This is a genomic window from Paenibacillus timonensis, assembly GCF_022427145.1.
In the GTDB taxonomy this organism is placed as follows: Bacteria; Bacillota; Bacilli; order Paenibacillales; family Paenibacillaceae; genus Fontibacillus; species Fontibacillus timonensis.
This window is the reverse complement of sequence record NZ_JAKSXN010000012.1, coordinates 61,766-74,327: the sequence shown is the minus strand read 5'-3', so window position 1 is coordinate 74,327 and position 12,562 is coordinate 61,766. Positions and strand designations below refer to the sequence as shown.

General features: G+C 59.6%; 11 protein-coding genes. 9 read left to right on the top strand and 2 right to left on the bottom strand.

The features are described 5' to 3' along the window. The first annotated feature begins 1 nt into the window (after position 1). The 4 genes from MJ257_RS06710 (at position 2) to MJ257_RS06695 (ending at position 3,977) form a co-directional block, all read left to right on the top strand. On the top strand, positions 2-1,576 hold the full coding sequence (locus MJ257_RS06710) for an ABC transporter ATP-binding protein (protein WP_240268492.1): 1,575 nt from the start codon (positions 2-4) through the stop codon (positions 1,574-1,576). 141 nt (positions 1,577-1,717) lie between these two features. Further along, a complete protein-coding gene (locus tag MJ257_RS06705) occupies positions 1,718-3,247 on the top strand; it encodes an MDR family MFS transporter (RefSeq protein WP_240268491.1) in 1,530 nt (509 codons plus the stop codon). Between the two features lie 188 nt (positions 3,248-3,435). Further along, positions 3,436-3,777: a hypothetical protein gene (locus tag MJ257_RS06700; RefSeq protein WP_240268490.1), complete on the top strand. Its 342-nt coding sequence runs from the start codon at positions 3,436-3,438 to the stop codon at positions 3,775-3,777. Positions 3,778-3,803: 26 nt separating this feature from the next. Next, on the top strand, positions 3,804-3,977 hold the full coding sequence (locus MJ257_RS06695) for a hypothetical protein (protein ID WP_240268489.1): 174 nt from the start codon (positions 3,804-3,806) through the stop codon (positions 3,975-3,977). Positions 3,978-4,190: 213 nt separating this feature from the next. On the opposite strand, the gene MJ257_RS06690 is transcribed toward MJ257_RS06695, so the two are convergent. Beyond that, positions 4,191-4,658 carry a MarR family winged helix-turn-helix transcriptional regulator gene (locus MJ257_RS06690; RefSeq protein ID WP_178024165.1) on the bottom strand — a complete coding sequence of 156 codons (468 nt, stop codon included), beginning with the start codon at positions 4,656-4,658 and terminating at the stop codon, positions 4,191-4,193. Positions 4,659-4,925: 267 nt separating this feature from the next. On the opposite strand from MJ257_RS06690, the gene MJ257_RS06685 reads away from it, so the two are divergent. From MJ257_RS06685 to MJ257_RS06675, 3 genes are all read left to right on the top strand, one after another. Further along, positions 4,926-6,245, top strand: coding sequence for an MFS transporter (locus MJ257_RS06685; RefSeq protein WP_240268488.1), 1,320 nt, complete (start codon positions 4,926-4,928; stop codon positions 6,243-6,245). 63 nt (positions 6,246-6,308) lie between these two features. Beyond that, positions 6,309-7,055, top strand: a complete 747-nt coding sequence (locus tag MJ257_RS06680; RefSeq protein ID WP_240268487.1) for an ABC transporter ATP-binding protein — start codon at positions 6,309-6,311, stop codon at positions 7,053-7,055. A 65-nt stretch (positions 7,056-7,120) separates the two neighbouring features. Continuing rightward, positions 7,121-8,413 carry an ABC transporter permease gene (locus tag MJ257_RS06675; RefSeq protein ID WP_240268486.1) on the top strand — a complete coding sequence of 431 codons (1,293 nt, stop codon included), beginning with the start codon at positions 7,121-7,123 and terminating at the stop codon, positions 8,411-8,413. 469 nt (positions 8,414-8,882) lie between these two features. On the opposite strand, the gene MJ257_RS06670 is transcribed toward MJ257_RS06675, so the two are convergent. Next, entirely contained in the window at positions 8,883-10,160 is a 1,278-nt protein-coding gene (locus MJ257_RS06670; protein WP_240268485.1) for a BaiN/RdsA family NAD(P)/FAD-dependent oxidoreductase, read from the bottom strand. A gap of 129 nt (positions 10,161-10,289) precedes the next feature. On the opposite strand from MJ257_RS06670, the gene MJ257_RS06665 reads away from it, so the two are divergent. Together MJ257_RS06665 and MJ257_RS06660 are read left to right on the top strand one after the other, a co-directional pair. Further along, a complete protein-coding gene (locus MJ257_RS06665) occupies positions 10,290-11,987 on the top strand; it encodes a two-component system sensor histidine kinase NtrB (protein ID WP_240268484.1) in 1,698 nt (565 codons plus the stop codon). Positions 11,988-12,127: 140 nt separating this feature from the next. Then, the gene (locus MJ257_RS06660; protein WP_240268483.1) at positions 12,128-12,562 is read left to right on the top strand and encodes a BrxA/BrxB family bacilliredoxin; all 435 of its coding nucleotides are present in this window, start codon (positions 12,128-12,130) and stop codon (positions 12,560-12,562) included.

Here is a 12,562-nt window from a genome sequence, read left to right as displayed (position 1 = left end):
GATGCCGCGGGCGGCACTGGAGCTGCACGGCGTCAGCTACGCGTTCGAGCCCGGCGGAGACCCGGCGGTGCAGGGCGTGACACTCACCGTGGAACGCGGGGAGTGGGTGGCGCTCGTCGGGGCGAGCGGCAGCGGCAAATCGGCCCTGGCGCAGCTGATCAGCGGTTATCTCCCCCGCGCCGGGGGAGGGAGCCGTTCGGGCCGAGTGCTCGTAGATGGCGTCGATCCCGCGGAAGCGGAGATCGGCGAGGTCGCCCGGCGCGTCGGGGTCGTATTCCAGGACCCCGACGCGCAGCTCGTGCAGGGCCGGGTCGAAGACGAAGTCGCCTTCGGCCCGGAGAACCTGCGCGTGCCCGCCGCTGAGTTGGAACAGCGGGTCGCGGACGCGCTGGCGGAGGTGGCGTTGACGCCCCGTCGCCTTGCGCCCGTGCACGCGCTGTCCGGCGGCGGACGGCAGCGCACCGCGATCGCGGCGGTGCTGGCGCTGGAGCCGCCGCTGCTCGTGCTCGACGAGGCGGCGGCCAGCCTCGACGCCGCCTCTCGCCGGCGGCTGCTGGCGCTGCTGCGCCGCCTGCACGGCGAAGGCCGGACCATCGTGACGATGTCCGGCCGGATGGACGAGCTCGCGCTGGCTGCGCCGCGGCTCGTCGTGCTCGACGCCGGAACCGTCGCGTTGGACGGTCCGGCGGAGCGCATCCGCCGCGGCGCGAGCGCGCGGCTGGAAGCGCTGGGCCTGCTGCCGGCCGGCACGGCGGCGCCTGCGGCAGCAGGCCCAAGCGGCGGCGGCCCCGCGGGGACCGCCGCCCCTGCCGAGGCGCGCGGCAACCCGCGCGCGCCGGGCCCTTCCGCCGCCGTGCCCGCACCGGCGGCGATGCCCGTGCCCCTGCTCGAGGCGCGCGGGCTCAGCTACGCCTTCGCCCGCGGGGCCGAGCCGGTGCTGCGGGACGTCCGCCTCACGCTGTACCCCGGCGAATGGCGGCTGCTGTGCGGGGACAACGGCTCCGGCAAAACCACGTTGTCCCGCCTGTTGATGGGCCTCCTGCCCCCGCCCAAAGGGACGGTGTTCTGGCAGGGCCGGGATACCGCCCGCCGGACGCTGTACGATCTGGCGTCCGGGATCGGCTACGTGTTCCAGCAGCCGGAGCAGCAATTCGTCGCCTCGACCGTGTGGGACGAGCTGCTGTACAGCCCGCGCACCGAGCTAGGGCTGCGGCCGCGGGATCCCGTGCCGGAGGAACTGCGGCAGCGGGCCGAGCGCATGCTGGAGGCCATCGGTTTAGCCGGTAAAACCGGCGAATCCCCGTATTGGCTAAGCGGCGGGGAGAAGCGGCTGCTGAGCGCAGCCTCCGTCATGATCTGCCCGAAGCGGCTGTATATCCTCGATGAGCCTACGGCCGGCATCGATTATGGCGGCGTTCGCCTGCTGACGGCATTGTGCCGCGAGGCGCTGGGGCAGGGAGCCGCACTGATCATGATCACCCATGAGCCGGAGCTGTTCGAAGGCCAGCCGGTCAAACGCTGGAGGATGGCGGAAGGGCAGCTCCGGGAGGAAGAACGGAATGAATCCCGCCCATGAAAATACGTATAACGATACGGACGACAAGCCGGGTCATGACCCGCGTTTGGCCGTCCGTCTTTCTTTTTTCGGGGCATTCTACTATAATGGATGCTTATGGAATCATTGCCCGGATGGTAAAGAAAGGAAGTATCGTTCATCATGAAACCAACCAAACTGAAACGGAATTATATCTTGACCGGCTTGCTATTATCCACGTTTTTGGCCGCCATCGAAGGCACGGTTATCGGGCCGGCGGGCCCGCGGATCGTCGGTGATCTGGGCGGAGCCCGGCTGCTGGGCTGGGTGTTTACCGCCTATCTGCTGACGATGTCCGTCACAACGCCGATTTTTGGCAAAATCAGCGACCTGTACGGGCGCAAGCCGGTATTCGTCATCAGCTCGCTGCTGTTCCTGGCCGGCTCGATTCTGTCCGGTACAGCCCAAAGCATGGGCCAGTTGATCGGATTCCGCGCCCTGCAGGGGATCGGGGCCGGCGGCTTGGTACCGGTTACGTTTACGATCATCGGCGACATTTATTCCATCGAGGAGCGTTCCAAAATCCAGGGCTGGATCAGCTCCGTATGGGGCATTTCCTCCTTGATCGGTCCGCTGCTGGGCGGCTATGTCGTGGATTCGCTGAATTGGCGCTGGGCCTTCTATTTTAATGTACCGTTCGGCTTGCTATCGCTCTATTTCATCATTGTTTACCTGCATGAGCGGATCGAGAGACGGAAGGTCAAGGTCGATGTTCTGGGGGCGCTCACTTTTACGGTCGGCGTCTCCGCCTTGCTGATCGGGCTGGCGACGGGCGGGCAGCAGCTGGCCTGGAATTCCCCGTGGCTGATCGGGATTTTTGCCGTGGCGGCTTGTTTTCTGGTGCTGTTTTTCGTTGCCGAACAACGCGCCGAGGAGCCGCTGGTGCCGCTGAAGCTGTTCCGGATTCGCGACATCGCCTTTTCCAATGCGACCAGTCTCTTGGCAAGCGCCTTGCTGATCGGACTTACCTCGTATCTGCCATTGTGGATTCAAGGGGTGCTCGGCCAAAACGCGACGGTTTCCGGACTGGCGCTTGCCCCGATGTCTATCGGCTGGATGCTTGGCTCGGTCCTGGGCAGCCGCTGGCTGATTACCCGCGGTTCTCGCTACACTTCGCTGATCGGCATGGTGATCATCGCTTTTGGCGCGGCGGGGCTGGCCACGATCCACGAGGCCACGCCGATTTGGCCGCTGCTGATTTTTAACGCGTTGTATGGGATCGGGTTCGGCTTTTCGTTTACCGTATTTACGATCATCGCCCAGTCCTCGGTCGGCTACAACCTGCGCGGCGCGTCCACGGCGTTGAATTCTTTCGTCAAATCGATCGGGCAGACGATCGGCGTCACCGCCTTCGGCACCTTGATAAATCTGCATATCGCGTCCCAGACGAAAAATGGCACCGCAGCGGGCATCCCGATTTCGCAGGACGATATCGACCAACTGCTGTCTCCCGAAAAAGTCCATCTGCTGGCCCCCGAACTGTGGGGCGAGCTGAAGCAGGTATTGGCGCAAAGCCTGCATACGCTGTTTATCGTCATGGCCGTCATTGCCGTAGTCGGGATTCTCTGCGCTTTAGGGTTGCGCAACCGGGCTCCGGGGCAGGAGGAGGACGCCAAGGCAAAAGCGGGCGATCCCGCCGTGGACAAAGCCTAGCGTAGGTTTTGCCCTTTGATCTAAGCTTTCTGGCGCCGGAGCATGTAATGGCAATGGCCTGTCCTAAGCGCCTACTCAAGGCTGCCGACTCCTGTAGAATGTTGAAACGGGACGGTAGCCTGTTTTGCGTATGCCGGTATAAAATCGCCCGCCTCTTCGCACCTTAACGGGAAAGGGGAGGTGTAACTATGAACAAGGAAATGAACATTGACCAACATACGCTGGTGGACGCCTGGCAAAAGCAGCTGCCGGAATACCTGAATCCGGGGGACTCCGCGCAGGTGCAAGCCGATGCGGCCAACCCCCAGGGGCTGCGGATTCATATCAATGCGGCGGGACATCAGTTTTACTCCTTTGATTTTCAGTGCTCTTATATGGACCCGCGCGAGGTTCGCGTCGATTTGGTTGATGTGGAGCGGGACGGGCAGACGATCGCGGAGAACAGCGTACAAATTCAGGAACTGGCCGGGGATTACGTCCGCCATATCCACGAATGCGCCCAAGCGTTGTCGCCTCTGACGAACCCTTAATAGTAGAGAAAGCGAGGACAATTGCGATGGCACGAAGCAAATCGGGTATCGATAAAAATTTGACCAACGTGGCCGAGGATTTGGAACGAACCCCGGTGAATGCGCATCAAGCCCAGCAGATGCAGCAAAAGGTGAATGATCGCCGGCACCGGGATATCAACAATCGCGACAACAACAAGGATATGGATCCGACTCATTAAATGAGGTTATGGCCCGGGCAGAAATCGGCAAACCACGCCCTTTCCTACCCGGATAATATGAAAAAATCACCTTATTCTGCTTAGATCAAAGGAGATCGGCGTAATAAGGTGATTTCATCACTCTATTCTATTGAAGGGAAATCTCCCGGATCTCCCCAAAAAGGCTGTGTCCAGGTTCATCGTGATGATGATCCCGGAAACAGCCTTTTTGCTTTATTTCCGCAGCAATGGGGCGAGCTTCTCGGCTTCGCGGCCCATTTTCTTCAACAGTTCGATCATGATTTGCTTCTCTTCGTCGTTCAACCCGCTAAGCGCATGGTCGATCCGATCGGCGAATTCCGGGTACAGCTGATCCATCAGCTCCTTGCCTTTCGGCGTTAACTCGGCATAAATCACGCGCCGGTCGCGCGGACAAGGCGTCCGGTGCAGCAAGCCTGCCGCTTCAAGCTTGTCGATCACGTAAGTCACGTTGCCGCTTTGGAGCAGCAGCTTGGCGCCGATTTGCTGGATCGGCTGCGAGCCTTTGTAATAGAGGACCTCCAGGACGGCGAAGGCCGTCGGATTAAACCCTTGGATTTTACTCCCCGTCACCGCATGTTCGTTGACGCTCTTAAACGATTTGGCAAAAACCCGGTACAAATGCAGCGACAAGTCCGTTCCGCGTTCTTCGGTTGTCATCATGTGCATCCCGCCCTTACTTTATATTTGTGAATCTTTGAACAAGGTCGAATTATTGTAATCTTAAAACACCCGCGAATTAAAAAAAATATAATTTATCACAATTTGCGCTTTTTTTAATGGAAATAAATGTTTGTTACTGCGCCTCGGGCCTGCTTGAAATTTCAGCCTGCGGCATAGGGAACGAATCCTCCCTGAGACGGATGGATTCTCTTCTTCGATTCATTAAGATAACTTCATAATCGTTGTGGGGTAGGGGATGAGGGAACAATGACGGGATTTGGGAACAAATCGGCGGGCCGGGAAAAGTCCGGGCTCCTGCAAAACCGCGCCTACTTGGCGTTGCTGTCCGCGCAGCTGGTATCCAATGTGGGGGATTGGCTGTATTTGCTTGCTTTGCTGACCATGGTCGGCCTCAAGTGGCAAGCGACGCCTTGGGAGATTACGATGGTCTCGCTGTTTATGGTGCTGCCCGTATTGGTGGGCGGTCCGTTGGCCGGGATGCTCGCGGACCGGGTAGAGCGCAAGAAGCTGATGGTTTTCTCCGATCTCGTGCGATTCGTGGTGCTTCTGGGTTTCGTCTTCGTGACGGCGATCTGGCAGGTGTACGTCCTGTTGATCGCCAAGGGGATCTTGGACGTGATCTTCTCGCCGGCGAAGAACGGGAAAATCAAAGAGATCGTTCCGCATGAGCAGTTGGATCAAGCCGTTTCCTACAGCGCCATCATTGAACAGGGCACCAAAATCATCGGCCCTGCCTTGGGCGGCATGCTGACGGCTGCTTTTAGCGTTACGGTGTGTTTTGTCGTGGATGCGGGAACCTTCCTTGTATCCGCGCTCTTGTTAAGCAAGGTGCCGGGCAAGCTGCGGAGCGCTGCCGGGCAGTTGAACACGGCAGAGGGAGGTACCGGGGATCCGGCTTCCGTTAATAACAAGCAAGGCTTCTGGACGGAAATGGCAGCCGGTGCGAAAATCATCGGCGGGATTCCGCTGCTCGCCTACAGCACTTTGATTTTGTGCGCCAGCCTGCTCGTCCTGCAGATCGCCGACTCGCAAGCGGTGGTCCTGTTCCGGGAGATCCCCGGCGTGTCCGATGACCTGCTCGGATGGTGCATCACGTTTAGCGGAATAGGTACGCTGACGGCGGCGTGGTTCGCGCAGCGGCTGCGCATCACCCCTTTGTTCAAAATGGGCATCGGCGGGGCCGTGCTGGGGCTGGTGTTCGCGGCAGCAGGTTTCATCGTGAGCCGATTGCCTCTTACGGACGGAGTAACGGCTCTGATGCTGACGCTGTTTGCATTCGCCGGGCTCGGCGCCGGTATGACGTTTATCCCGTTCCAGGTCATGCTGCAGCAGCGCACCCCGGAAGCGGTGACCGGCCGCGTTTTCGGAACGGTGTCGAGCTTGACCTCGACCGCGACGTTGATCGGACCGCTGTTCGGCGGTTCGCTGGTCACCGCCTTCGGACCGGAGCCCGCCTTTATCCTTTCGGGCTGCCTGATGGCCGCTATCGGCTTCTTGCTGCTGGCATTTGCCCCGGCGATCATGAAGCGGGACCGCGTGGCCGCCGAACCGGCCATGGGAGCGTAACGGAACGGCGGCGGGGCAGCCCCGCCCCGGCCGGACATGTACAAAAGCGCATCATGTCTTATAATGGAAGAAACGACGGGAAGATTCGAGGAGATTTTTTTGGAACCCAAACAAGCATGGTTGGAAGTGAATATTCATCAAGCGGGATACGAGGCAGGGAAAGCTGCCGTTCAACAAATCTCGCTCGAGGTCAAGCCCGGTGTGCTCACCGGGCTGATCGGGCCGAACGGGGCAGGGAAGAGCACGACGTTGAAGGCGATCCTTGGCCTGCTGCCGTATACGGACGCCGCGGTGGAATTTCACGGCGGGGCGAACCATTATGCCTATATTCCGGAGCAACCGGTGTTCTATGACACCTTGACGTTATGGGAGCATTTAGGGCTAGCCGCAGCCGTCTACGGAATGGACGAGCCCGAATTCGAGCGGGAGGCCGGGGCGCTGTTGGAGAAGTTCCGCATAACTGAAGCGCGGGACCTGCTGCCTGGCGGTTTCTCCAAGGGCATGCGGCAAAAAATGATGCTGATGATCGGATTCCTGAGCCGTCCGGACGTTTATATCGTCGATGAGCCGTTTATTGGCCTGGACCCGCGGGCGACCAAGGATTTTCTCGGCTTGCTGGAGGAGGAGCGCCGCCGCGGGGCCGGCGTGTTGATGTCCACGCACGTGTTGGATACGGCGGAGCGGATCTGCGACGATTTTATCCTGATTTCGGACGGCCGGGTTAAAGCCAACGGCACGCTGGACGACATCCGTGCGGCTGCGGCAATGCCGGGGGCTTCCTTGTTCGATTGCTTCGATGCCTTAACTTGAAGCCCGTTATCGGGACAAGGCGGAGATCGGAGAGCGGAGAGAGGGGGCTGGAGCATTTGAGGAGCATGACATCCATGACGGCTCGGCGTCTATTTGTCCGGCGCTGGCGGGATCGGTTTCGGGAGAAGCTGGGCGTCTTGAAGTTTACATTTGATTGGACGATCCTTTTGTATCTTGGCATTCCCGGCTTGTTGTTAGGCGGCCGGGCCTATTACGGGTTATGGCGGGATGAGCTGCCGGCTTGGCTGACTCAACTGCCGTATCCGATCGTCCCGGTCCTGCTGCTGTTGCTTCTGTATAGCAGCGGCGGGATTTCTTTCTATATCGAAGCGGCGGACGTGCTGTTCCTGCGGCAGCGGCCGCGGTGGATAAAGGGATTGATGCTGCGCGGGGTAGCCGCATCCGCCGCCGTTCAAGCCATGGTGCTGGCCGTCGCCATCGCCGCTTTAAGCCCGCTGCTGGTTCGCGTCTACGGGATGGGCTGGACGGCCATCGCCGGGTTATATGCGGTAGCCTTTGCCGCGAAACTCGTCCAGATGTTCATCCAGCAGCTGCTTGGCGTGCTCACCGCGGGCTGGCGCCATCTCTTGCTGCGTTCGCTGGCTTACTCGGTGCTGGCGGCGGGGTTCGGGGCTTGGGCCGCATGGGCTGCCGCGACGGACGGCGGCGGGCCGCCGGCCGGCCTGGCGATCGCTGTCGCCTTGCCGGTGCTTGCGCTGCTAGCAGGCGCGCTCGGCTGGCTCCGCTTCCGCCTGCGGGGCCGCTTCGACGCCGAAGTGCGCGAGGAGGAGCGGCAGCGCACGCGGCTGACCGCGCTGCTTCTCGCTTCGGCAGTCGAACGGCCGAAAGCCCCCCGGTCCGGCGGCTCCAAGCCGTGGCTGTTCCGCCGTCTGCGCCGCTTGACGCGCTCGCGGCAGCCGGAGGCTCGCGTCGCCGAGGCGCTCGTCAAAGCGTTCTTCCGTGGCAGCGAATGGAAGATATACGCCCAGATGACGCTGGCCGGGCTGGCCGCCGTTCTCCTGCCGCCGTATCCCGCGGTGAATCTGATCGTGTATGCCGCGCTGCTTTTGCTGCTGCTTTACTGGCTGGGCGGCCACCGGAGAGCCTTCTTCGAGCGCGAGCTAATGTCGATCCTTCCGCTCGAGAAATCGCTGGAATACCGCAGCGCGGCTCCGGCGATGACCTTGCTGTTGCTGCCTGCGGTTATCGTGCTGACGGCGGCGCTCGGGGCCAAGCTGTTTCCGCCGCTGTGGGGCTTGCCGGCCGGCGCAGTCGGCGGCGTGCTGATCGCCCGGTGGCTCGGCGGCTTTTCCCGCGGGATCGGGCTGGCTATCGGACGCCGTCCGCGGTCCGGTTGAACCGCGGAGGAGTGGTGCCGCCAAGGAAGCCGGAGGATATTCGCCCGCATAACGCAGGCCCGACGGGGACCGGCTCCACAAGCCGAGCCAGCACAGCCAAGCCAAGTTTAGTGTTGGTTTCAGTGCGTGTCGCGGCTTAGGCCAGATTTCTAACGGAACGTAGCGCCCTTATTCGCTCATTTCCCGGCGATTTCCTGCTGTAACGGAACCCAGAGACCTTATTGGCCTCATGTGGCGGAAATTCAGCTGTATTTGTCCGAAATAAGGTCTCCTGGTTCCGTAAGAAATTGCGGCATCCGCAATACGGGCCAATAGCGTCTCCTGGTTCCGTTAGAAGGCCGAATGTTAGTGCCCAGTTTGGCAAGTTGAGCTACAGTTCGCCATTGGATTGAGTAGTGTGTATGCCCTCCTGTCCGTTAGGCGCGGGAGGACCTCCAAGTAATCGTGCAGGCCTTCACGTTCCCGCACTTCAACCTTCATCTTCCCGCGCCTCCAGCCCGGCGTGGTGCCCGGCGGTATAACCGGTGGCGAAAGCCGCCGTGATGTTGTATCCGCCGGTATAACCGTGGATGTCCAAGACCTCGCCGCAGAAATAGAGGCCGCCCATCAGCTTCGACCCCATCGTGCGCGGGTCGACCTCTTTCAGATGGACGCCGCCGCCGGTCACGAACGCTTCCTCGAAGGAGCGGGTGCCGCTCACCCGAAGCGTAAACGACTTCAGCACGGACACGAACGCCTGCCACGGCTCTTTGGGCAAATGCTCGTAAGTTGTGTCCGCCGCAAGCTCCGCTCGGGTGAACAGCAAGGGCAGCAAACGCTCGGGAATCGTGCCTTTCAGCACGTTCTTCAGCGCTTTTTTGGGTTCGTCCGCAGCCAGTTGGCGCAAGCGCTGCTCCAGCCCGGCCCCCGATTCGTCCGGAAACAGGTCGATCGCCAGGGTGACGTCGCCGCCGCCGTTTTTCTGTTTGACGCTGCGGATAAAACCGCTGCACCGCAGGGCGATCGGGCCGGACAAGCCGAAGTGGGTGAACAGCATGTCGCCGCGATGGCTGACGACTGGTTTACCCTTTGGTCCCATTACGGACAGCTTTACGTCGCGAAGCGACAACCCTTGGAGCTCCCGGCTTTGGATGAATGGCTCCCGGGATACGATCGGCACCTCCGTCGGGTACAGCTCGGTGATCGTGTGCCCGGCCGCTTGCGCCCACGGGTAGCCGTCGCCGGTCGAACCGGTATGGGGCACCGAGCGTCCTCCCGTAGCTATGACCACCGCACGAGCTGCCATAAACTCCCCGGAAGCCAGCACGACGCCGGCAACGCGGCCTTCCTCGTAGCGAATTTCCCGGACGGGATGGTGGACAAGCAGCCGGACGCCAAGCGAACGGGCTTTGCCGATCAGCGCGTCGACCACCGTTTTGGCTTTGTCGGACACCGGGAACATCCGCCCGTTATCCTCCTCTTTAAGTGCGATGCCCAGATTTTCGAAGAACGCGATAATGTCCCGGTTGCTGAACAGAGAAAACGCGCTGTATAAAAAACGCCCCCCGCCCGGAATATAAGTGACCAGCTCATCGATGTCCTTATTGTTGGTCACGTTGCAGCGTCCGCCCCCGGAGATGCCGAGCTTCCTCCCCAGCTTGTCCCCCTTATCGAGGAGCGCGACGTCCGCACCCTGTTCTGCCGCCGCGATAGCGGCCATCAGTCCGGAAGGGCCGCCGCCGATGACGATTACGTCGACTTTTTTCATGTGATTTCCCTCTCTATTTGTACTTTCTTACTATTTTCTAAACTATGCATTATTGTAAAACTTTGTCGGCTATGATTTAATCGAAACTAGAGTTGTATTCTTGTATTCTTCCGCCAGAGGAGGGAGAACGTGGATGCTGTAAAAGAGATCATGCTTCAAGTGCTGATCGCCAGTTTGCCTGCCTTTTTGTTTCCGTTGACGTTTGAAAAAAGTCATTGTTATGGGCAGCACAACAACCGTAGCGCCAAGGGGCAGCCGTTTGCGATCGGACTAACGTATACCTGCTTGTGCAGCACGCTGCTTTGCGACATCTTTGCCTCGCGGTTGTGGGACGTGATTCCGCTTAACTTTGGAATTTTGCCCCTGTTTGCCCTGATGCTGTATGGCAGGTTACGTGACGGGGTCGCCTTGGCTCTGATGCAGCTCATACTCCATCCTTTGTTTGCAGTAAATTACACCCTTGTCGGGTATATCCTGGAGACGGGAGTGCTTCTATTTCCTTGTGTCCTGCTTACTTCCCGCTACTTTCAAAGAACCGGCCGCCAAGGCAAAGTAGCCATCCTCTCCCTATTCTTTATGGGCGGGGAGACGATGATCGGCTTATCGCCTTTTTTTGCCGGCAGCATGTCGTTTAATTCCGACCTGAGCGCGTTATCGGTATGGCTCGTCAACGTGCTCGTGACGATGCTGGTGGGCAGCCTGTTCGTCTACATGATCGAAAGCACGCTGGAGAAGGAAAAGCTGCGGGGCCAAGTGATGCAGCTGTCCCGCGAATACTTCCGGGAAGCGGAGAAGCTTCAACAGATGATGGATGCCGCTCCGCTAGGCATCGTTTTATTGGATCAACAAAGCTATATTATATCGATAAACGACACGTTTCTCCAATTGTTCCGGTCGTACCGCGAGGAGCCGGAAGAGCTGCGCCGCGAGGATTTGCTCCTCCGCAGGCTGGACGACGTGCTCAGCGGCGTCCCGATCGAGTCGATCGCTTCCCGGGTCGAGCAGTCGCTTGAAGGCCAGACGAAAATGACCGACCTGATCAAAGCCAACGATCATATTTATTTTACCAGTACATCGCCGATTCAAAAAAGCCATTCCCAAGAAGTGATCGGCGCGGTCGCGATCGTCCAGGACATCACCGAATTGGAAACGCTTCGAATGGAGCTGAACCATGTGGAGCGGCTTAGCCTGGTCGGCCAAATGGCCGCCGGCATTACGCACGAGATCCGCAATCCGATGGCAGTGGTCCGGGGGTTCCTGCAGCTGATGCGGGAGAAAAGCCCGCCGACGCTGGACCATTATTATCGAATCGTGATGGAGGAGCTGGACCGGGCTAACGGCATCATCAACGATTTTCTATCGCTTGCGCAGAATCGTCCGGTGGAAAGCGAGAAATGCCACCTCCACGACATCATCAAGGAGTTGACGCCTTTGCTCTGGGCGGACGCGAATCTTCGCGGCCAAACGATCGAGGTTAAATTGGATGATCGGCTGCCCACGCTGCTGTTGAATGCCAAGGAGATCAAACAGCTGATCCTGAACCTGTCGCGCAATGCGATGGAAGCGATGGAAGAGAAGGGGCAACTTACGCTTGAGACCCGGGTGGCGGATCAAGGCGGGTTGCTGCTCGTCAGTGACACGGGTCCCGGGATTCCTCCCGGGCAACGGGATAAGCTGTTCGAGCCTTTCTTCACCACGAAGGCGAAAGGAACGGGGCTTGGGCTGGCATTATGCCTCAGCATCGTCGAACGCCACGGCGGCAAAATCAGCGTCGATTCGGCGGAGGGGCAAGGCACGACGTTTACCGTTTTCTTTCCGCTCTCGTAAGTTCGGATGAGTTGGACGGCGATGGGGGAAGAGTTGCTTTCCTTCCTTATGAATGTATAATAAAATTAATCTGGCTAAGGGCGACGCGGGTGCGGCGCTTGGGAATGGGCCATTTTATTATGCATAAGGAGTGATAGGTAATGTCGATGTCATTTGACCAATATATGAGAGACATGGTGCAACCGATGAGAGACGAATTGACCGTGCTGGGCATTCAAGAGCTCCGCTCGCCGGAGGAAGTCGAAGAGAAGCTGCCGAGCGCGAAGGGAACAGCGCTGGTCGTCGTCAATTCCGTTTGCGGCTGCGCGGCAGGACAGTGCCGTCCGGGCGTGGCGAAGGCGTTGCAGCATGACCTGACGCCGGATCACTTGTTCACCGTATTTGCCGGGCAAGACAAGGAAGCGACGGCGAAGGCACGCGAATATTTCGCGCCGTATCCGCCTTCTTCGCCTTCGATCGCGTTGATGAAGGACGGAGAGCTCGTCCATTTCATCGAACGTCACCAAATCGAGGACCGTTCGGCCGAGGAAATCGCCGCCGATCTGACCAGCGCGTTCGACCGGTTCTGCCGTTAA

Bases quoted from the DNA above. Each gene is read 5' to 3' on its own strand.
- MJ257_RS06695 (WP_240268489.1), top strand. From the start codon at position 3,804: ATGGCACGAAGCAAATCGGGTATCGATAAAAATTTGACCAACGTGGCC.
- MJ257_RS06685 (WP_240268488.1), top strand. From the start codon at position 4,926: ATGACGGGATTTGGGAACAAATCGGCGGGCCGGGAAAAGTCCGGGCTC.
- MJ257_RS06690 (WP_178024165.1), bottom strand. From the start codon at position 4,658: ATGATGACAACCGAAGAACGCGGAACGGACTTGTCGCTGCATTTGTAC.
- MJ257_RS06675 (WP_240268486.1), top strand. From the start codon at position 7,121: ATGACATCCATGACGGCTCGGCGTCTATTTGTCCGGCGCTGGCGGGAT.
- MJ257_RS06680 (WP_240268487.1), top strand. From the start codon at position 6,309: ATGGAAGAAACGACGGGAAGATTCGAGGAGATTTTTTTGGAACCCAAA.
- MJ257_RS06660 (WP_240268483.1), top strand. From the start codon at position 12,128: ATGTCGATGTCATTTGACCAATATATGAGAGACATGGTGCAACCGATG.
- MJ257_RS06705 (WP_240268491.1), top strand. From the start codon at position 1,718: ATGAAACCAACCAAACTGAAACGGAATTATATCTTGACCGGCTTGCTA.
- MJ257_RS06710 (WP_240268492.1), top strand. From the start codon at position 2: ATGCCGCGGGCGGCACTGGAGCTGCACGGCGTCAGCTACGCGTTCGAG.
- MJ257_RS06670 (WP_240268485.1), bottom strand. From the start codon at position 10,160: ATGAAAAAAGTCGACGTAATCGTCATCGGCGGCGGCCCTTCCGGACTG.
- MJ257_RS06700 (WP_240268490.1), top strand. From the start codon at position 3,436: ATGAACAAGGAAATGAACATTGACCAACATACGCTGGTGGACGCCTGG.